Source organism: Arthrobacter sp. SW1 (genome assembly GCF_001766675.1).
Classification (GTDB): Bacteria; Actinomycetota; Actinomycetes; order Actinomycetales; family Micrococcaceae; genus Arthrobacter.
Window position 1 is genome coordinate 47,889 of record NZ_MJLT01000009.1, and the last position, 18,921, is coordinate 66,809.

Below are 18,921 nucleotides of genomic sequence, written 5' to 3' on the forward strand. Positions count from 1 at the left end.
GCTAGCCCTTCCGTTCTGTAATGAGGTGTGAGGGGGCGGCTTTAGCGAAAGCCTTCCGTGCCCGGTGCAGGCGGACGGCGGCGGCGGATGGCGAACACTGCAGGCTCTCGGCCAGTTCGGCGGTGCTCAGGTCATCCCAATAGCTGAGCATGAGCACTTCCCTGTCGCGTTCGTTGAGGCGCGTCAGGACGGCGGCGACGGCGGCGCGCTGGCCGTCGTCGGAGGCCTCACCCTGGGTGCGGGCCTCGTCCGTCAGCCGCTCGATGAGCTCTTCCCGGCGGCGCCGGCCCTTGTACTCGTTGCCCAGGACGTTGCGGGCGGTGGCTATCAGCCAGCCGATCCCTGGCGGCTCCTCAAGGCGTTTCTCCCAGACAATGCGGAAAACATCCGCGGCAAGTTCCTCAGCCCGCGCCCTGTCGTTGATGCGGTACGCGATGTAGTGGTAGACGCGGGTGAAGTGCTGGGCGTGCAGCGCCATGAACTCGTGCTCCCTGGCAGCCAACATCTGATCCCCCCGGATTCAAAGGCTTGTGATGATTTTAAAGACTTGGTTTCCCAAGAGGGAGCCGTTCTTACACCAGCTGGAAAAAACTTCCCGGGCTTATCCCAGGGCACGGGGATGCGCGGCCGCGTACACCTCGCGGAGGGTGTCCGCGGTGACCAGGGTGTACACCTGCGTTGTGGTCACGGAGGCGTGGCCGAGGAGCTCCTGGACCACGCGGACATCTGCGCCGCCTTCCAGCAGGTGGGTGGCGAAGGAGTGGCGCAGGGTGTGCGGGGAAACGTCTTTGGTGATGTGGGCTTTCTCGGCGGCGGTCTTCAGGATGGTCCAGGCGCTTTGCCGGCTGATCCTGCCGCCACGGGCGTTGAGGAAGAGCGCCGGCGTGCCTTTGCCCTTGGCGGCGAGTGCGGGCCTGCCCCGCACCAGGTAGGCGCCGACGGCGCGTGCCCCATAGGAGCCGAGCGGCACCAGCCGCTCCTTGGATCCCTTGCCGAACAGCCGCACGATCGCCGGGCCGTCGTCGTCGGGGCCGGCCCCGTCCGGCACGAGGGCGACGTCGTCGACGTCGAGCCCTACTGCTTCGCTGATGCGGGCGCCGGTGGAATAGAGGAACTCGAGGAGGGCGCGGTCGCGGAGCCCGGTAGGGCTGTCCGCTCCGGCGGCTTCGAGGATGCGGGTGACTTCGTCCACGCTGATCGCCTTGGGCAGCCGTTTACCGGGCATCGGCGGGTGGACGTCACTGGCGGGGTCCGCCGTCGTGGTTCCTTCCAAGGCCCAGAACTTGTGGAGGCCGCGCACGGCGACCACGGTCCGCGCGGCAGAGCGCACGCCTAGTGCGGTGGCGCCGTCGGACCCGTCGGAGAGTGCCTGGACGAAGGCGGTGACGTCGTGCCGGGTCACGTTGCCGGGCTTGTCGATGCCGGCTGCGGCGAGGAAGTTCGCGTAACGGGAGAGGTCACGGCGGTAGGCGGACAGGGTGTTGGCGGCAAGCCCGCGTTCCACGCCGAGGTGCTGAAGGTAATCGCTCACCGCCCGGTCCACGGCAGTCGCCGCGCGCGTGTCCTCCCCCGGTTCCCTGCCAGGCTGTGCCATGGTCAGCGCTGGCTGGGGTGGGCGGGCCACGGGGCGTTGCCGGGGCGGAGCCCGGTGAATCCGCCGGTGCGGGCTGCTGCCGCGGCGAGGATCCCGACGACGGCGGACGGGTTGTGCAGCCGGCCCTCCAGGACGGCCGCAACGGCTTCGTCCAAGGACACCCAGCGGAGCTCGATTTCGGCTTCCTCGTCCGTGCGGACGTGGCGTTCGGCTTCCGGTACTTCGGAGAGTCCGCGGGCCAGGTAGATGCGGATTGCCTCGCTGGATGAACCGGGCGAGTTGAAGAAGTCGGCTAGGACGTTCCATTCGGTGGCCTGCAGATCCGCTTCCTCGGCCAACTCCCGGGCGGCGCCGACGACGAAGTCCTCCCCCTCGACGTCCAGCAGCCCCGCGGGAATCTCCCAGAGGTCCATGCCCACGGGGTGCCGGTACTGCTTGAGGAGGAGGATGTCGCCGTCGTCGTTCATGGGCAGGATGGCGACGGCGCCCGGATGGTCGATGTAATCGCGCACCAGGGTGCCGGTGTCCTCGGCAAGCTCGAAGGCATCGCTGACGACATCCCAGATCCGGCCTTGATAGACCGTGCTGGAAGACAAAAGACGGCGCGGGCTCGGTGTATCCGAAAACTGCCGGGAACTGCTGGAAGATTCGGAACTACCGGGCATCGCGCCGTCCTTTGGGGTGCTATGAACTACTTTGCTGCTGCTTTGCCGGCTGCCTTCGCGGCCGGAGCTTCCGCGGAAGCGCCGTTGCGGCGTTCCAGGGCAGCCTTCACCAGGCCTGCGAACAGCGGGTGCGGGCGGGTGGGGCGGGAGCTGAGCTCCGGGTGGGCCTGCGTCGCCACGTAGTACGGGTGTACTTCGCGCGGCAGCTCAACGAACTCCACCAGCTTGCCGTCCGGGGAGGTTCCGGAGAACACCAGGCCGGCTTCGGCGATCTGCGGGCGGAACTTGTTGTTCACCTCGTAGCGGTGGCGGTGGCGTTCGCTGACGGCGGTGGCACCGTAGGTCTCGGCGACGACGGAGCCTTCGTCCAGCTTGGCTTCGTAGAGGCCCAGGCGCATGGTGCCGCCAAGGTCGCCCTTGCCTTCCACGATGTCCAGCTGCTCTTCCATCGTGGCGATGACCGGGTACTTGGAATCCGGTTCGAACTCGCTGGAGGACGCGCCTTCCAGGCCGACCACGTTGCGGGCGTACTCGATCACCATGCACTGCAGGCCGAGGCACAGGCCCAGGACCGGGAGCAAGGTTTCGCGGGCGAACTTGAGGGCGCCGAGCTTGCCTTCCAGGCCGCGGATGCCGAAGCCGCCCGGGACGCAGATGGCGTCCACGCCGGCCAGGGACTTCTTGGCACCTTCGAGGGTTTCGCATTCGTCCGAGGGAACCCAGCGGATCTTGACCTTGGCCTCGTTCGCGAAACCGCCGGCCCGCAGGGCCTCGGTGACGGAAAGGTAGGCGTCCGGCAGGTCGATGTACTTGCCCACCAGGGCGACCTCGACCTCGTGCTTCGGGTTGTGGACAGCTTCGAGCAGCTTGTCCCACTTGCTCCAGTCCACGTCCTTGAACGGCAGGTCCAGGGCACGCACGATGTAGGAGTCCAGGCCCTGGGCGTGCAGGGTCTTGGGGATGTCATAGATGCTCGGGGCGTCGGCGGCGTTGATGACGGCGTCGATGTCGACGTCGCACATGCGGCCGATCTTCTCGCGCATCGCCTCGGGCACTTCGCGGTCCGAACGGATCACGATGGCTTCGGGCTGGATGCCGATGGAGCGCAGCGCCGCAACGGAGTGCTGCGTGGGCTTGGTCTTCAGTTCCTGCGACGGGCCAATGTACGGCACCAGGGAAACATGCAGGAAGAAGGCGTTGTTGCGGCCGATGTCCTGGCGGACCTGGCGGGCGGACTCCAGGAAGGGCTGGGATTCGATGTCGCCCACAGTGCCGCCGATTTCGGTGATGATGACGTCCGGAGCGTTCTTGCCTTCGGCAGGCAGGCGCATGCGGCGCTTGATCTCATCCGTGATGTGCGGGATGACCTGGACGGTATCGCCGAGGTATTCGCCGCGGCGTTCCTTGGCGATGACGGTCGAGTAGATCTGGCCGGTCGTGACGTTGGCCGAGCCCTCGAGGTTCTCGTCGAGGAAGCGCTCGTAGTGTCCGATGTCGAGGTCGGTTTCGGCGCCGTCGTCAGTGACGAAGACTTCGCCGTGCTGGAAGGGATTCATCGTGCCCGGATCCACGTTCAGATAGGGATCGAGCTTCTGCATAGTTACAGACAAACCGCGTGCCCGCAGCAGGTGGCCGAGGCTGGACGCCGTCAGTCCCTTTCCGAGCGAGGACGCCACACCGCCGGTGACAAAGATGTGTTTGGTCGTCTTGGACGAGCCCGGGAACCGGGAATTTACACGGGAATTTGATCGCTGCACCACGGAATTCGAGCTTATCATCAATTGCGCCTCCAAGGGTTCCGCCGCCTGTTTCCCCAAATGCTCAATGCTCTCCCGCGGCCCCTTCCCCGGGCAAGGGGCAAAGCCGGGCAATCGACGTCAACGAGCTGCCGCAGGGCCCGCGGAAGCTCAGGCAGGCTGCGGCAGGAGCTTGGCGTCGTCGAGCAATTCCTGAGCGTGGGCGCGGGCAGACTCGGAATCTTCCTGCCCGGCGAGCATCCTGGCGAGCTCCCGCACGCGCTCTTCCTCGTCGAGCAGCTGCACGTCACTGGAGGTGAATCCGGTGCTGGTTTTGCCGTCCGCGCCGCGCACCGAGGTTTTGGTCACACGGATGTGCTGGTTGGCGAAAGCGGCCACCTGCGGCAGGTGCGTGACCACCAGGACCTGCACGTGCCGGGCCAGCATGGCGAGCCTCCGGCCGATCTCGACGGCGGCCTTGCCGCCCACGCCGGCATCGACCTCGTCGAAGACGAAGGTGGGCACCGGGTCCACTGCGGCGAGGACGACTTCGATGGCGAGCATCACCCGGGACAGCTCACCGCCGGACGCACCCTTGCCGAGGGGACGTGCCGGTGCGCCGGAGTGCGGCTGCAGCAGGAAGGCGACATCGTCCTGGCCGTGCGGGCCGAGTTCGCCGCTGTCCTGCACGTCGATCACCAGGGTGGCGTCCGCCATGGCGAGGGCCGTCAGCTCGGCGCTGACCCGCTCCGACAACCCCTTGGCGGCCTTGCTCCGCAGCTTGCTGATCTTGGCCGCCTGCTTGCGCAGTTCCGCCTCCGCGGCTGCCACCGAAGCTTCGAGGGCTTCGATCCGGGAAGAATCGTCCTGGAGTTCGTCCAGCCGCACCCGGGCGGTCGCGGCCCATTCCAGGACCTCATCGATGCTTGGTGCGTACTTGCGGATCAGCTTGGCCAGCACGGCGCGGCGCTCTTCGATCTCGGCAAGCCGTTCCGGCCCCTCCGAATCAAGCGAGGCCTGGTAGCTGGACAGCTCGGCCGCGATGTCGTTCAGCAGGAAGCCGACCTCGGCGAGCCGGGCCGCTGCGGCACCCAGCGCCTCATCGTGTTCGGCCACCTGCTCGAGGAGCCGCTTGGCGGAATCGACCAAGGTGGTGGCGTCACCGCTGTCACCGTAGTCCTCGGCGATCAGGGCCTGGTGCGCGGCTGCGGCGGCGATCCGCAGCTCCTCCACATTGGCCAGCTTCACCGCTTCGCCCTTGAGGGTGTCATCCTCACCGGGCTGGGGATCCACGGCGTCGATCTCCTCGAGCGCAGCCTGCAGGGACTCGGCCTCGCGCAGCCGGTCCCGGGCTTCGCTGCGCAGCGTGTCCAGTTCGGCCTGTTCAGCCTTCCAGCGGCCGTGCAGTTCCTGGTAACCGCCCAGCACGCCCGCCAGCTCGGAACCCGCGAAACGGTCCAGGGCGTTGCGCTGCGCGGTGACGCTCTTGAGCCGGATCTGCTCCGATTGGCCATGCACCACCACCAGGCTCTCGCCGAGCTCGGCGAGTACGCCCACGGGGGCTGAACGGCCGCCCACGAACGCACGGCTGCGGCCGTCGGCACCCACGGTGCGGGCCAGCAGAAGCTGCGCTCCGCCGTCGAACTCTTCCGCCTCGCCGCCGGCTTCCACCGCGCGTTCGACGGCGACGTGGCCGGGATCCAGGGTCAGCAGCGCCTCCGCGGACGCGGACTTCGCCCCGGTGCGGACCGCGCCGGCGTCGGAGCGGGAGCCCAGCAGAAGCCCGACGGCGGTGACCACCATGGTCTTGCCGGCGCCGGTTTCGCCGGTGACGACGCTCAGCCCGGGGCCGAGCGGCAAGGTGGCGTCGGTGATGACGCCGAGGTCGCGGATGCGCAGTTCCTCGATCATGGATCAGTTCTCCTTCGGGGTGTCGTCGGAGGTTTCGGGTCCGCCTGCACCGGGGTGAGTCGGCCCCGGCAGGGGGCTCGGCGTCGGGGTGCGGACCACCGGGACAGGGCCGGTGTGGATATCGGCCGAGCGCGGCACGGGTCCGCGCCAGCCGTGGATGGGAAGTTCGAACTTGCGCACCAGCCGGGCGGAAAACGGCGTCTGGTGGGTGCGGGCCAGGCGGACGGGACGGCTGGAGCGGGTGACCTCCACTCGGGCTCCGGGCGGCAGGTCCACGGAGCGGCGGCCGTCGCACCAGAGCACGCCCTTGGCGTCGGTGCGGTTGAGGATTTCCACGGCCAGCTTGGACCGCGGCGAGACCACCAGGGGTTTGGCGAACAGGGCGTGGGCGCTGATGGGGACGATCACCAGGGCCTCGACCTCGGGCCACACCACGGGACCGCCGGAGGAGAAGGCGTAGGCGGTGGATCCGGTGGGCGTGGCCAGGACCACGCCGTCGCAGCCGAAGGAGGTGAGCGGGCGTTCGTCCACCTCGGTGACAATTTCGACCATGCGTTCGCGGTCCGCTTTTTCGATGGCGGCTTCGTTGAGGGCCCAGGTGTGCCAGATCTTGCGTCCGCGCACCCAGACCTGGACGTCGATGGTCATGCGTTCCTCGACCGTGTACTCACGGCTGGCGATCCATTCCACGGTCTGGGTGAGGTCTGCCCGCTCGCTTTCGGCAAGGAAGCCCACATGGCCCAGGTTGACCCCGAGCATGGGGAGATCGGTTTCGCGGACCAGTTCCGCGGCGCGCAGGATGGTGCCGTCGCCGCCCAGGACCATGACGAGTTCCACGTCCTCGATCCGTACATCCTCGTGAAGGATCTCGATGGGCTTGTCCACGTGGCCGAAGAAGCGCTCCACGTCCGAGAGCTCGGATTTCTGCATGACCGGCACCAGGCCGGAGGAATGCAGGGCGTCACAGGCATCCCACGCTGCGCGGAGGGATTCTTCCCGCCCGGTGTGGGCAAGGACCAGTACGCGCCTGCTCATGGTGTTCCGTTCCGCTCGTGGCCTGTCTCAGGGCCAGATGTTCGCCAACAGTGCGTCGACGTCCCCGTCGCGCTCTTCGATCTTAGGCAGGACCGCAGACATCCTGCGCTTCATCCACAGGAAGTATTCAACATTTCCGTCCTGGCCGGGCAACGGGCTTTCGGCCAGCCCGCACAATTCCAGCCCGGCAGCCACGGCCGCGCGCGCCACTCCGGCGACCGCCCGCCGTCGTTCGTCCGGGGAGGACACGACGCCGGTGCGGGACAGCCGCTCGCGGCCCACCTCGAACTGCGGCTTCACCATCAGCAGCAGCTCTCCCCCGGGTTCGGTGCACTCAGCAAGCGGCCCGATCACGAGCGTCAGGGAGATGAAGGACAGGTCCGCGACTGTGAGCGCGGCGGGGCCGCCGATCTGCGCGGGATCCATGTAGCGGACGTTCAGTCCCTCGTGCACGACGACGCGCGGATCCTCCCGCAGGACCGGCACCAATTGCCCGTGCCCGACGTCGACCGCCAGCACCTGCGCGGCGCCGCGCTTGAGCAGCACATCGGTGAAGCCTCCGGTCGAGGCTCCTGCGTCGAGGCAGCGCTTGCCGTTGACGGAGACCCCGGGAAAGGCGTCGAGGGCACCGGCGAGCTTGTGTCCGGCACGGCTGACGTAGGCGTCTTCGGCATGCGCCTGCACGTCGAGCGGCGTTGCCTCATCGCATTGGAGGGACGCCTTCCGCAACACGGTGCCGCCGGAACTGACCTTGCCGTCCGCAATGAGTTTGGCCGCATGGGTGCGCGACCTCGCCAGGCCGCGGCTGACGAGTTCCTGGTCAAGTCGTGCCATCGTCTGCTTTCCAGTCCAGCTTTCTTGGGAGTCAGGTGTCTTCGGAATCGAGGGCGGACAGGAGCGCGTCATGGATCTCGGTATAACGGGCCAAGTGCTCCTCCACAGGGAGGCCCGGAAGGTCCGTCAGTCCGCCCGCCACGCTGTCCACCACCGGGTCTCCGCCCGGCTCCGGCGGCTCGGGCCAGGGCACGTTGTCGGGCCCGCCGTTCAGCTCAGTCATGCCAGCAGTCTAGTTTCGGAGCGTGCCGGATTCAGAGCCAGACGACCCGCGGCGCGGTGGCTTCAGCGGCGTCGGGGGTAGCAGCCCACCATGCGGCACAGGCCGCGCGCCAGGAGTCCAGCTCGCTTTCCGGGCCGCTGACAGTGACGGTGCCGTCCTCCACGGAAGCCGTGGAGTTGCCGCAACGGAACACCCCGCCGTCTTCGCTGATGTCCGGGTACGGCTCATAGAGCGCCGTCAGGTCCTGGATCAGGTAGCCGGGGCGCTCCAGGCTGCGGGCAGCCAGGATGGACAGCTTCGTGTCGACGCCGGTCAGCACGGCCGCCGTCGCGAAACCCGCCCGGTTGCCGCCCAGGATGTCGGTGTCAAGACGGTCGCCCACCACAAGGGGGCGTTCGGAGCCGAGCCGCTTGGCGGCGGCGTGGAACAGGGGCGCTTCCGGCTTGCCGGCAACCCGTGGAGTCTTGCCCGTGGCAGCGGCGACGGCCGCAACGAGGGTGCCGTTCCCCGGTGCCATGCCGCGGGCCTGCGGGATGGACATGTCCGTATTCGTGGCCACCCACAACGCCCCGTCGGCAATCACATAGGACGCTTCAGCGAGGTGCTTCCAGCCGATTTCCGGGTTGAAGCCCTGAACCACGGCCACCGGTTCCCCGGCAGCGTCATGGACCGGGACAAGGCCCACCAGCTCGATTTCGTGGGCCAGCGCGGCGCTGCCGGTCACCAGGACATGCGAGCCCGGGGCCAGCAATTCGGCCAGGAGCACCGCCGCGGCCTGCGAGGAGCTCACCACCTGGTGGTCTTCGGCAGGGGCGCCGAGTTCGCGGAGGTGCGCGGCCACCTGGGCCGGGGTGCGCGAAGCATTGTTCGTCACGTACCCCAGGCCCACGCCGGCTTCCCCGAGGCGGGACAAGGACTCCACAGCGCCGGGAATGGCGTGCGGACCCGCGTACACCACGCCGTCCAGGTCGGACAGCACGGAATCGAAGCCGGCGATCAGGGAGGCGTCAGCCATCCTGGCGGCTTTCCGCGGTTTCCTCGCTGCCTTCGCCCTCTTCCAGCACGTCTTCTTCCACGGAGTCGCGGTCCGATTCGGGATCATCGGACTCGAAGTAGTCGGATTCGACGTCGTCGAGTTCCACGTCGTCGCTTTCCGGAGCGTCCTCTTCGGCAACGGCCGGCTGGGAGGCGTCCCTGGACTCCGAAGCGGCGTCCACGGCGGCTTCGTCCGCTGCAGCTTCGTCGCGGCGGAAGCGCGGCTTGGGGGCTTCTTCCTCGTCCTCGCCGAGGTCGATGATGTCCGGCTCTTCGAACTGTCCGACGCCGAGGGCATCCTCGGCGACGACGGCCTGCCGCTCCCAGCGGGCGGCTTCCTCGCCGCGGCCGGCGGCGGTCAGCGCATCGGCGTAGGCACGGAAGAGGCGCGGGCTGTAGGAGAACGCGCGGTTGATGTCCAGCTGCGGGATCTCGAGCTCGGCCACGGCGGCATCGAGCTGTCCGAGGTCGGCGCGGGCGCCGGACGCAACGATGGCCAGTTCCACCTTGCCGGGGGCGTCGAGGTCCTGTGCTTCCGGCGAGCGGACGACGTCGAGCGCGCGGTCCGGGCGGCCCAGGCCGCGTTCGCAGTCGGCCATCACCGGCAGGTGTACGTTGGAGCCGCTGATCCGGCGGTAGGTACGGAATTCGCGCAGCGCCTCGCCGTAGTGGCCGGCGGCGTAGGCAGTGAGGCCCACGGCTTCGCGGACGGCTGCGAGGCGGCCACCGCGGCGGCTGGCGGCGAGGGCGTGCTGGAAGGACAGCTCAGGATCGATGTCCATCAGGCGGCCGGCCATCACCAGGTGCTTGGCGACCCAGCTGGCGTTGGTGCTTTCGAGGGTCTTGATCTGGGCCTTGGTGACGCGGTCCAGCTCCTGCCCGGTGACGTCGTCGTCGATTTCCGGCGAACGGTCCCGGTCAGCGCGGTTGGCGCTGCGCAGGTCCGCGGCGTTAGGGACGCGGGCCGGACGCTCTTCGCGGGGGCCGGTTCCGCGGCCGTCGCGGGGACCGTCAAAGGGGCGCGGGCCGCGGCCCGGACGGTCACCAAACTTGCGGTCGCGGTCGCCGCCGAAGCTGCGACGCTCCTCGCCGTCACGCCGCGGACGGTCACCAAACGGCTTACGGTCCCTGTCGCCAAACGGCTTGCGCTCACCGAACTTACGGTCACGGTCACCAAAGCTGCGACGCTCCCCGTCCTCACGGCGCGGACGGTCACCAAACGGCTTGCGGTCACGGTCTCCGAAAGGCTTACGGTCACGGTCGAACGGCTTCCGTTCGCGGTCACCGAAGCTGCGACGCTCCCCGTCCTCACGACGCGGACCATCAAAGTTACGCGGACCACGATCACCGAAGCCACGACGCTCCTCGCCATCACGACGCGGACGGTCACCAAACGGCTTGCGGTCACGGTCGAAAGGCTTGCGCTCACCGAAGTTACGGTCGCGCTGTCCGCCGGCGCCGCCGTCGCGGTTATCCCGGGACCGGAAGCCGCGCGGGTCGCCGCCGGAATTGTTATTGGCGCGGAAGGATCCGCGGTCTCCCCGGCCGCCGGTGCCGCTTCCTCGGTTGCCGCGGTGTCCGCCGTTGTGCTCAGCCATGCTGGATTCCTCCCGTTATGAGCCGACCACTGGCGCGTGCGCAGCCGCTCGTATCCGTATTTTGTTTCTTACGCCGCCGGTGACCGGCCCGTTTACCTCCTGCAATTCTAGGCGACGGCGGCCCGCCTCCCGCATCCGCCCGGCACTTTTGGCCCGTCCCGTGGGAAGCATCACAGCGGGACGTTCAGGCCAGGCCGGGACAATCCGACCAAGGACTCCATTGCCCCCGCCGTCCTAAGGTGTGCTTGGCGATGGTGCCGGCGGCCGCTGCCGGCGCCGGAAAGGACTACATGGAACACAGCGATCCAGGGCACCACCCGGTATCCAGCCAGGTGTCTCCCCTTGAGGGCATCCTGGTGGCGGATTTCTCCCGGGTCCTCGCCGGGCCGCTGGCCACCATGACCCTTGCCGACCTCGGCGCCCGCGTGATCAAGGTCGAGCGGCCGGGTGTCGGCGATGACACCAGAAGCTGGGGTCCCCCCTTTTCCGCCACCGGTTCCACGTACTTCGAAAGCGTCAACCGGAACAAGGAATCACTGTGCCTGGACCTGGCCGACGCCGCCGACCGGGAGCTGGCCCGGGAACTGTCATTACGTGCAGATGTGCTGGTGGAGAACTTCAAGCCCGGCACCATGGACCGGCTGGGCCTGGGCTACGAGCAACTCTCAGAAGCCAACCCCGGGCTCGTCTATGCCTCGATCTCCGGTTTCGGCAGTGCCGGTGGTGCGGAGCTGCCGGGGTACGACTTCGTGGTCCAGGCCATGGGCGGACTGATGAGCATCACAGGCGCAGCAGACGGCGAAGCAACCAAGGCAGGGGTAGCCCTCGTGGACGTGCTCACGGCGAAGGACGCGACGATCGGCATCCTTGCCGCCTTGCGGGCACGTACCGCCCATCGACGCGGCGCCCGTATCGAAGTGAACCTTCTTTCGAGCCTCCAAGGGGCGCTGGCCAACCAGGCGCAGGCCTTCCTCGGCGCGGGGATTGTTCCCGGAAGGATGGGGAACGTCCATCCTTCCATTGCCCCGTACCAGCTGCTGCAGTGCGGGGACGGCCCCCTGGCAGTGGCCTGCGGGAATGATGCCCAGTTCGCTGCGCTCTGCGCCGTGCTCGGCCTGCCTGGAGCGGCGGCGGATCCGCGCTTCGCCGGGAACCCGCAACGCGTCAGGAACCGCGTGGAGCTCGTCGCCATCCTGGAACGGGCCCTGTCCGCCGGGACCGCCGCCCACTGGCAGGCACGCCTGACGGCTGCGGGAGTACCTGCCGGGCGCGTTGCCGGGATTGACGAAGGCCTCAGCTCCGCGGAGTCGTTGGGGCTGGCCCCGACCATCGAGGTCCACGACGCAGGAGGCACCGTGGTGGGCCGCCAGGTCCGGCACCCGGGCCAGTGGACGCCGCCGCTACTGCCGCGTACCCAGGCTCCGCCGGCGCTCGGCGAACACGACACGGCCGTGCGGGCCTGGCTACGAGAAGGGTGACGCCTGTTCCCGGCGCAGGCCGAGCCAGAGTCGGGCGGCGACATCGGGATCGTCCAGCCCGGCTCCGATGATGCGGGCCGCCGTCGCGATCCTGTGGCGCAGCGAATTCCGGTGGATTCCCAGCTCACGCGCCGCGGCCTCCCACTGGCCCCGGTGCTTCAGGTAGCTGCGAACGGTGCCCGGCAGGTCCGCGCGGGGGTGTTTCCGCAGGGCCCCAATCCATTCCTCCACGACTGCATCGGAGGCTTTCCGTTGTCCGGGGACGCCGAGCGTTCCCGGCGCTTGGCTTAGCAAGGCATCCAGCAGCGCATCCCTCGCTTCCGCAAGGCGGGCCAAGGGGATGGCACCGCTGAGCACCGCCGTTACGTCGGAAAGCGCGCCGCCGTTGGCTGTATCCATGGCTTCCGTGTCGTCCGCGGCAGCCATTGCGTCCGGAACGGCGTCGAGGATGAAATAGTCCGCAGCTCCCGCCTGGTGCCGCAGCCGGCAGGCCCGCACGGCGGCCGGAAGCCAAGGAGCGGTTGATGCGCCGCGCAGGCGGACAACGACGTCGGCTGTTTCCTTCCCGGGGTTCCGCGCCGGGTCCTGCGCACCGGTTGCTGTCATGGCCAGGAGCCGGACAGGCCCCACGGGCAGGGGCACACCGAAGTCCTGCGCCAGGATCCTGGCCGCTTCGGTATGTCCGCCCAGCAGGAGCTTCGCAACGGCCGAGTGCAGAGCAGCGCCGGCCGCGCGGGTTTCCTGTTCCTGCCGCGCCTTGAGCGACAGCAGCATGCAGACTGTTTGAATGATCTGGCGGTCCGCCTTGCCAAGCGTGCGGCCGGCGCCAATCGCGAGGAAGCCGACAATCCTGCGGTCCACCAGCACCGGATGCTCGACGACGTCGCTGCCGTGGATCTGGAACGTTGCGGCCGAGTGGAGCGCGCCGAGGTTCAATCGCGCCGTCTGCTCCCGCAGCTGCGGCAACAGGCCACGGGTGCCTTCCGGCCAGAACGTCTCAGCTCCCTCGCCCGGGGCTGCGCCTCCGCCGGTGCTGCCGGCCGCAGGCAGGTAGGCTGCCCAGCCGCCCAGCGCCTGCGCCAGGGCCTTGATCACCGATGCGTTCGCATCAGGCAGGAGCGCGGCGCGGGCCAACGCGGTCTGGGTTCCCAGGCTCGCCACCAAATCCGACTGCCCGGCTTGGGACACCAAATCCCAGTAGGCGCGCGAAACATTCATGAACGGCACCCCCGCGGGAACCAGCAGCAAAGCCAGCCCGGCACTGCGGCAAGCCTCCACCAGCCCGGAAGGAACGGCGTCGAGCCCCGCACCGAGCCCCAGCCCCAGGGCAGACACTCCGCGTTCGACCAAGCGACCGACGTACGACCGCACCCGGCTGCTGGCCGAGAGTGTCCCGCTGATGGGTATGCCGGTGGTCAGCAGGAGTTCACCGCCTTCAAGGTACGGCGTGGGGTCTTCAAGCTCGGAAATGTGTACCCCGGACACCTGCCGGAGCGGCACCGCGAAGCCCGGAGCCGGGACGAGCTCGGCTCCGAGGCAGTGATGGAGTTGGGCAAGGCTGATCATGGTTGTCTTCGTTCGTGTCTGGCGGCATCGGCGGACTGGTCAATCTAACCAGTTTCCGGGGCTGCCCGGGCGGATCGTCCAATACAGCGCAACGGGACGTGGCTTAGCGTAGTCCCATGACGCCGGAAAGCAATGGAGCAACTGTGCCTGACAACCCCGACCTCCTGGATATCGATTCCCTGTTCACTCCCACGGAACTGGCCTTCCGCGACAAGGTACGGACCTTCGTCGATGCAAGCATCCGGCCGAACATCGCCGGCTGGTATGAGGACGCGGTCTTCCCAGTGGAGATCATTCCGGAGATGGCGTCCCTCGGTCTCTTGGGCATGCACCTTGACGGCTATGGCTGTGCCGGCCGCAGCGCTGTCGAGTACGGCCTGGCTGCCCTTGAGCTCGAGGCCGGAGATTCCGGGCTGCGGACCTTCGTCAGCGTGCAGGGATCGCTGGCCATGAGCGCCATCCACAAACACGGCAGCGAACAGCAGAAGCAGGAGTGGCTTCCCCGCATGGCGGCGGGTGAAGCCATCGGCTGCTTCGGACTCACCGAACCGGGCGCCGGATCGGACCCGGGAAACATGAAGACTTTCGCCCGGCAAGAGGGCGACAGCTGGATCCTCAACGGCTCCAAGCGCTGGATCGGGCTCGCCTCGATCGCGCAGCTCGCCATTATTTGGGCCATGACCGACGACGGCGTCCGCGGCTTTATCGTTCCCACTGACACTCCGGGGTTCACCGCGAGCCCGATCCAGGGAAAGCTGTCGATGCGGGCGTCCATCCAGTGCGACATCGAACTCCGCGATGTGCGGCTTCCCGCCTCGGCGCAACTTCCCGGGGCCAAGGGGTTGCGGGGCCCCTTCGAATGCCTGAACGAAGCCCGGTACGGCATCATCTGGGGAGCCATGGGAGCAGCCCGGGACAGCTACCTCACCGCATTGGCGTATTCGAAGGAGCGTCTCCAGTTTGACCGACCCTTGGCCGGTTACCAGCTGACGCAGGAGAAGCTCGTCAACATGGCATTGGAGATCAACAAGGGCATGCTCCTCGCCCTCCAGCTGGGCCGCCTCAAAGATGCAGGCAAGATGCTCCCCCACCAGATCTCCGCCGGCAAGCTCAACAACTGCCGCGAGGCCATTGCGATCTGCCGTGAGGCCAGGTCAATGCTGGGCGGAAACGGCATCACGCTGGACTATCCGCCCCTGCGGCATGCCAATAACCTGGAATCCGTCCGCACCTACGAGGGCACCGACGAAGTCCACACCCTGGTCCTCGGCAACCACATCACGGGAATTCCCGCCTTCCGCTGAATTCCCGGGCGCAAAGGAGACCCGAATGACGAAGTACTTGATCTCGTTCCCCGCTGAGGCCATGGTGGTCCCCGAGGAGGAGTTCGAGGCCGTAGTAGAAAGCTCGCATGCCGTCATCGAAGAGGCCAAGGCCGCTGGCGTGTACGTCTTTGGCGGCGGAATCGATGCAGGGGTGGCTCCGGTCCGGGTAGCCGGCGACGGCACGGTCACCGAAGGTGGCTACCCGGGGCGGAGCGTGCCCGACGGCGGGTACACCGTTCTCGAACTGCCCTCACGCGAGGCGGCACTTGAGTGGGCCGCGAAGATCGCTGTCGCCTGTCGCTGCGCCCAGGAGTTGAGGGAATTCCACTACGATCCGGCGAGCTGAGCTGACTACGCCGGGTTGTTAAGTGCGAAAGGCCCTGACCGTCGTGGTCAGGGCCTTTCGTGAATGGTTGTCCGGCGGTGTCCTACTCTCCCACACCCTCCCGGGTGCAGTACCATCGGCGCTGTGGGTCTTAGCTTCCGGGTTCGGAATGGGACCGGGCGTTTCCCCCACGCTATGACCGCCGTAACCCTTGTACCCGTCCCCGTGTGTGGGGTGGGAAGTCTTTGTGGTTACCAGGTGCTTGCTGGTTCTGTATTTTGTTGTGGTGTTCCCTGGTTGTTGGTTGGGAACCACATAGTGGACGCGGAGCATTTGATCGTTCACCACTTTTTGGGGTGGTGTGTGGTGTAAGTTGTTGGCCTATTAGTACCGGTCGGCTTCGACAGTCGTTGGTCCTGTCTTCCACGTCCGGCCTATCAACCCAGTGGTCTGGCTGGGGGCCTTCAACACCCGAGGGTGTTTGGAAATCTCATCTTGAAGCGAGCTTCCCGCTTAGATGCTTTCAGCGGTTATCCCATCCGAACGTAGCTAATCAGCGGTGCACTTGGCAGTACAACTGACACACCAGAGGTTCGACCGAACTGTCTCACGACGTTCTAAACCCAGCTCGCGTACCGCTTTAATGGGCGAACAGCCCAACCCTTGGGACCTACTCCAGCCCCAGGATGCGACGAGCCGACATCGAGGTGCCAAACCATGCCGTCGATATGGACTCTTGGGCAAGATCAGCCTGTTATCCCCGAGGTACCTTTTATCCGTTGAGCGACGGCCATTCCACAATGTACCGCCGGATCACTAGTCCCGACTTTCGTCCCTGCTTGAGATGTCTCTCTCACAGTCAAGCTCCCTTGTGCACTTACACTCGACACCTGATTGCCAACCAGGCTGAGGGAACCTTTGGGCGCCTCCGTTACTTTTTAGGAGGCAACCGCCCCAGTTAAACTACCCATCAGGCACTGTCCCTGACCCGGATCACGGGCCGAAGTTAGATGTCCAAAGTGACCAGAGTGGTATTTCAACGATGACTCCACCCGAACTGGCGTCCGGGCTTCACAGTCTCCCACCTATCCTACACAAGCCACTCCGAACACCAATACCAAACTATAGTAAAGGTCTCGGGGTCTTTCCGTCCTGCTGCGCGTAACGAGCATCTTTACTCGTACTGCAATTTCGCCGAGTTTATGGTTGAGACAGCGGGGAAGTCGTTACTCCATTCGTGCAGGTCGGAACTTACCCGACAAGGAATTTCGCTACCTTAGGATGGTTATAGTTACCACCGCCGTTTACTGGGGCTTAAATTCTCAGCTTCGCCCGCAAGGGGCTAACCGGTCCTCTTAACCTTCCAGCACCGGGCAGGAGTCAGTCCGTATACATCGTCTTGCGACTTCGCACGGACCTGTGTTTTTAGTAAACAGTCGCTTCCCCCTGGTCTCTGCGGCCCTTACCCGCTCCGGAACGCGTGGTTCCATCACGGTCGGGGCCCCCCTTCTCCCGAAGTTACGGGGGCATTTTGCCGAGTTCCTTAACCATAATTCTCTCGATCGCCTTGGTATTCTCTACCTGATCACCTGTGTCGGTTTGGGGTACGGGCAGCTGGAACCTCGCGCCGATGCTTTTCTAGGCAGCATAGGATCACCGGATCCCCCCGTACGGGGGTCCCATCAGATCTCAGCCTCAATGCTCCACGGATTTGCCTATGGAACGGCCTACATCCTTAGACCGGGGCAACCATCGCCCGGCCCGGCTACCTTCCTGCGTCACACCTGTTAATACGCTTACCTCCCGGGATCAGGTCCCGCGCTCCACCAAAACCCTTCACCCACAAGGGGTGTCGGGCAGGTTTCGGGCGGTTAGTATCCCCCGCTCAGTATGGGCGGTTCTTCGCCGGTACGGGAATATCAACCCGTTGTCCATCGACTACGCCTGTCGGCCTCGCCTTAGGTCCCGACTTACCCAGGGCAGATTAGCTTGACCCTGGAACCCTTGATCATTCGGCGGACGGGTTTCTCACCCGTCTTTCGCTACTCATGCCTGCATTCTCACTCGTGTAGGCTCCACCACTGGTTTCCACCGCAGCTTCACCGCCCACACGACGCTCCCCTACCCATCCACACTCCTGAACCACAAAGGCTTGGAAATCGTGTGAATGCCACAACTTCGGCGGTGTACTTGAGCCCCGCTACATTGTCGGCGCGGAATCACTTGACCAGTGAGCTATTACGCACTCTTTCAAGGGTGGCTGCTTCTAAGCCAACCTCCTGGTTGTCTAAGCAACTCCACATCCTTTCCCACTTAGCACACGCTTAGGGGCCTTAGTTGGTGGTCTGGGCTGTTTCCCTCTCGACTATGAAGCTTATCCCCCACAGTCTCACTGCTGCGCTCTCACTTACCGGCATTCGGAGTTTGGCTGACGTCAGTAACCTTGTAGGGCCCATCGGCCATCCAGTAGCTCTACCTCCGGCAAGAAACACGCAACGCTGCACCTAAATGCATTTCGGGGAGAACCAGCTATCACGGAGTTTGATTGGCCTTTCACCCCTACCCACAGCTCATCCCCTCCATTTTCAACTGAAGTGGGTTCGGTCCTCCACGACGTCTTACCGTCGCTTCAACCTGGCCATGGGTAGATCACTCCGCTTCGGGTCTAGATCACGCCACTACACTCGCCCTGTTCAGACTCGCTTTCGCTACGGCTACCCCACACGGGTTAACCTCGCGACGTAACACTAACTCGCAGGCTCATTCTTCAAAAGGCACGCCATCACAGGAACAAGCCTGCTCTGACGGATTGTAAGCACACGGTTTCAGGTACTATTTCACTCCCCTCCCGGGGTACTTTTCACCTTTCCCTCACGGTACTGGTCCGCTATCGGTCATCAGGAAGTATTTAGGCTTATCAGGTGGTCCTGACAGATTCACACGGGATTTCTCGGGCCCCGTGCTACTTGGGAACAGCGCCAAGAGCGGTGCACAACATTACGACTACGGGACTCACACCCTCTCCGGCCGGCCTTTCAAAACCGTTCGCCTATGCCTGCACTCACACCCCACCGGTCCGGCAGAACCAGCACAGCACGTCCCACAACCCCGCCCACGCAACGCCCGCCGGCTATCACACATGGGTCGGTTTAGCCTCATCCGCGTTCGCTCGCCACTACTAACGGAATCACTCTTGTTTTCTCTTCCTGCGGGTACTGAGATGTTTCACTTCCCCGCGTTCCCCCCACGCACCCTATATATTCAGGTACGGGTCACACAATCACCTCACAGCGTTGTGCGGGGTTTCCCCATTCGGACATCCTGGGATCACCGCTCGGTTATCAACTCCCCCAGGCTTATCGCAGATTCCTACGTCCTTCATCGGCTCCTGATGCCAAGGCATCCACCGTGTGCCCTTAAAAACTTGACCACACAGATCAAAAACTAACTCTCGAGAGAACCAAGCCAAAGGCCAGGTTCATCAAAAGAAATTGCTATCAACACACACCCCAAACAGGGTGCATGCCTCAAGATGCTCGCGTCCACTATGTAGTTCTCAAACAACAACCCCAACCCCCACACCCCACACACCAACA

At 65.6% G+C, this 18,921-nt stretch carries 14 protein-coding genes and 2 rRNA genes; 3 read left to right on the forward strand and 13 right to left on the reverse strand.

Features of this window, described 5'->3' with window-relative positions; translation table 11 throughout:
• Position 1: 1 nt before the first annotated feature.
• The 10 genes from BIU82_RS06820 to BIU82_RS06865 all read right to left on the reverse strand — a co-directional run bounded on the left by BIU82_RS06820 (position 2) and on the right by BIU82_RS06865 (position 10,631).
• Positions 2-505: a sigma-70 family RNA polymerase sigma factor gene (locus BIU82_RS06820; RefSeq protein WP_070348722.1), complete on the reverse strand. Its 504-nt coding sequence runs from the start codon at positions 503-505 to the stop codon at positions 2-4.
• A gap of 96 nt (positions 506-601) precedes the next feature.
• Positions 602-1,594, reverse strand: coding sequence for a site-specific tyrosine recombinase XerD (gene xerD, locus BIU82_RS06825; protein WP_070348723.1), 993 nt, complete (start codon positions 1,592-1,594; stop codon positions 602-604).
• 2 nt (positions 1,595-1,596) lie between these two features.
• Positions 1,597-2,259, reverse strand: coding sequence for an NUDIX hydrolase (locus BIU82_RS06830; protein ID WP_070348724.1), 663 nt, complete (start codon positions 2,257-2,259; stop codon positions 1,597-1,599).
• A 26-nt stretch (positions 2,260-2,285) separates the two neighbouring features.
• On the reverse strand, positions 2,286-4,037 hold the full coding sequence (locus BIU82_RS06835; RefSeq protein WP_070348725.1) for a CTP synthase: 1,752 nt from the start codon (positions 4,035-4,037) through the stop codon (positions 2,286-2,288).
• Positions 4,038-4,166: 129 nt separating this feature from the next.
• Positions 4,167-5,906, reverse strand: coding sequence for a DNA repair protein RecN (gene recN, locus BIU82_RS06840; protein WP_070348726.1), 1,740 nt, complete (start codon positions 5,904-5,906; stop codon positions 4,167-4,169).
• A gap of 3 nt (positions 5,907-5,909) precedes the next feature.
• Positions 5,910-6,941 carry an NAD kinase gene (locus BIU82_RS06845; protein WP_070348727.1) on the reverse strand — a complete coding sequence of 344 codons (1,032 nt, stop codon included), beginning with the start codon at positions 6,939-6,941 and terminating at the stop codon, positions 5,910-5,912.
• Between the two features lie 27 nt (positions 6,942-6,968).
• Positions 6,969-7,775 carry a TlyA family RNA methyltransferase gene (locus tag BIU82_RS06850; protein ID WP_070348728.1) on the reverse strand — a complete coding sequence of 269 codons (807 nt, stop codon included), beginning with the start codon at positions 7,773-7,775 and terminating at the stop codon, positions 6,969-6,971.
• 31 nt (positions 7,776-7,806) lie between these two features.
• Positions 7,807-7,998 carry a hypothetical protein gene (locus BIU82_RS06855; protein WP_070348729.1) on the reverse strand — a complete coding sequence of 64 codons (192 nt, stop codon included), beginning with the start codon at positions 7,996-7,998 and terminating at the stop codon, positions 7,807-7,809.
• A 31-nt stretch (positions 7,999-8,029) separates the two neighbouring features.
• A complete protein-coding gene (locus BIU82_RS06860) occupies positions 8,030-9,013 on the reverse strand; it encodes an HAD-IIA family hydrolase (RefSeq protein ID WP_070348730.1) in 984 nt (327 codons plus the stop codon).
• The gene (locus BIU82_RS06865; RefSeq protein WP_070348731.1) at positions 9,006-10,631 is read right to left on the reverse strand and encodes a hypothetical protein; all 1,626 of its coding nucleotides are present in this window, start codon (positions 10,629-10,631) and stop codon (positions 9,006-9,008) included. The genes BIU82_RS06860 and BIU82_RS06865 overlap by 8 nt, the downstream gene beginning before the upstream one ends.
• A gap of 290 nt (positions 10,632-10,921) precedes the next feature.
• Between BIU82_RS06865 and BIU82_RS06870 the strand changes: the two genes are divergently transcribed.
• Positions 10,922-12,109, forward strand: a complete 1,188-nt coding sequence (locus BIU82_RS06870) for a CoA transferase (RefSeq protein ID WP_070348737.1) — start codon at positions 10,922-10,924, stop codon at positions 12,107-12,109.
• Here BIU82_RS06870 and BIU82_RS06875 read toward each other — a convergent pair.
• Positions 12,095-13,675, reverse strand: a complete 1,581-nt coding sequence (locus BIU82_RS06875; RefSeq protein ID WP_070348732.1) for a PucR family transcriptional regulator — start codon at positions 13,673-13,675, stop codon at positions 12,095-12,097. The two genes, BIU82_RS06870 and BIU82_RS06875, sit on opposite strands and share 15 nt — an antisense overlap.
• 116 nt (positions 13,676-13,791) lie before the next feature.
• Between BIU82_RS06875 and BIU82_RS06880 the strand changes: the two genes are divergently transcribed.
• A complete protein-coding gene (locus BIU82_RS06880; protein ID WP_070348733.1) occupies positions 13,792-14,979 on the forward strand; it encodes an acyl-CoA dehydrogenase family protein in 1,188 nt (395 codons plus the stop codon).
• Positions 14,980-15,004: 25 nt separating this feature from the next.
• Positions 15,005-15,346, forward strand: coding sequence for a YciI family protein (locus tag BIU82_RS06885; RefSeq protein WP_070348734.1), 342 nt, complete (start codon positions 15,005-15,007; stop codon positions 15,344-15,346).
• Positions 15,347-15,415: 69 nt separating this feature from the next.
• Here the strand turns inward: BIU82_RS06885 and rrf are convergent.
• A 5S ribosomal RNA gene (rrf, locus tag BIU82_RS06890) occupies positions 15,416-15,532 on the reverse strand.
• 156 nt (positions 15,533-15,688) lie between these two features.
• Positions 15,689-18,755 (reverse strand): 23S ribosomal RNA (locus tag BIU82_RS06895).
• Positions 18,756-18,921 lie beyond the last annotated feature (166 nt).

What these genes read in the sequence shown, in the direction of transcription:
- BIU82_RS06820 (WP_070348722.1), bottom strand. Translation starts at nt 505, where the DNA reads ATGTTGGCTGCCAGGGAGCACGAGTTCATGGCGCTGCACGCCCAGCAC.
- xerD (WP_070348723.1), bottom strand. Translation starts at nt 1,594, where the DNA reads ATGGCACAGCCTGGCAGGGAACCGGGGGAGGACACGCGCGCGGCGACT.
- BIU82_RS06830 (WP_070348724.1), bottom strand. Translation starts at nt 2,259, where the DNA reads ATGCCCGGTAGTTCCGAATCTTCCAGCAGTTCCCGGCAGTTTTCGGAT.
- BIU82_RS06835 (WP_070348725.1), bottom strand. Translation starts at nt 4,037, where the DNA reads ATGATAAGCTCGAATTCCGTGGTGCAGCGATCAAATTCCCGTGTAAAT.
- recN (WP_070348726.1), bottom strand. Translation starts at nt 5,906, where the DNA reads ATGATCGAGGAACTGCGCATCCGCGACCTCGGCGTCATCACCGACGCC.
- BIU82_RS06845 (WP_070348727.1), bottom strand. Translation starts at nt 6,941, where the DNA reads ATGAGCAGGCGCGTACTGGTCCTTGCCCACACCGGGCGGGAAGAATCC.
- BIU82_RS06850 (WP_070348728.1), bottom strand. Translation starts at nt 7,775, where the DNA reads ATGGCACGACTTGACCAGGAACTCGTCAGCCGCGGCCTGGCGAGGTCG.
- BIU82_RS06855 (WP_070348729.1), bottom strand. Translation starts at nt 7,998, where the DNA reads ATGACTGAGCTGAACGGCGGGCCCGACAACGTGCCCTGGCCCGAGCCG.
- BIU82_RS06860 (WP_070348730.1), bottom strand. Translation starts at nt 9,013, where the DNA reads ATGGCTGACGCCTCCCTGATCGCCGGCTTCGATTCCGTGCTGTCCGAC.
- BIU82_RS06865 (WP_070348731.1), bottom strand. Translation starts at nt 10,631, where the DNA reads ATGGCTGAGCACAACGGCGGACACCGCGGCAACCGAGGAAGCGGCACC.
- BIU82_RS06870 (WP_070348737.1), top strand. Translation starts at nt 10,922, where the DNA reads ATGGAACACAGCGATCCAGGGCACCACCCGGTATCCAGCCAGGTGTCT.
- BIU82_RS06875 (WP_070348732.1), bottom strand. Translation starts at nt 13,675, where the DNA reads ATGATCAGCCTTGCCCAACTCCATCACTGCCTCGGAGCCGAGCTCGTC.
- BIU82_RS06880 (WP_070348733.1), top strand. Translation starts at nt 13,792, where the DNA reads ATGACGCCGGAAAGCAATGGAGCAACTGTGCCTGACAACCCCGACCTC.
- BIU82_RS06885 (WP_070348734.1), top strand. Translation starts at nt 15,005, where the DNA reads ATGACGAAGTACTTGATCTCGTTCCCCGCTGAGGCCATGGTGGTCCCC.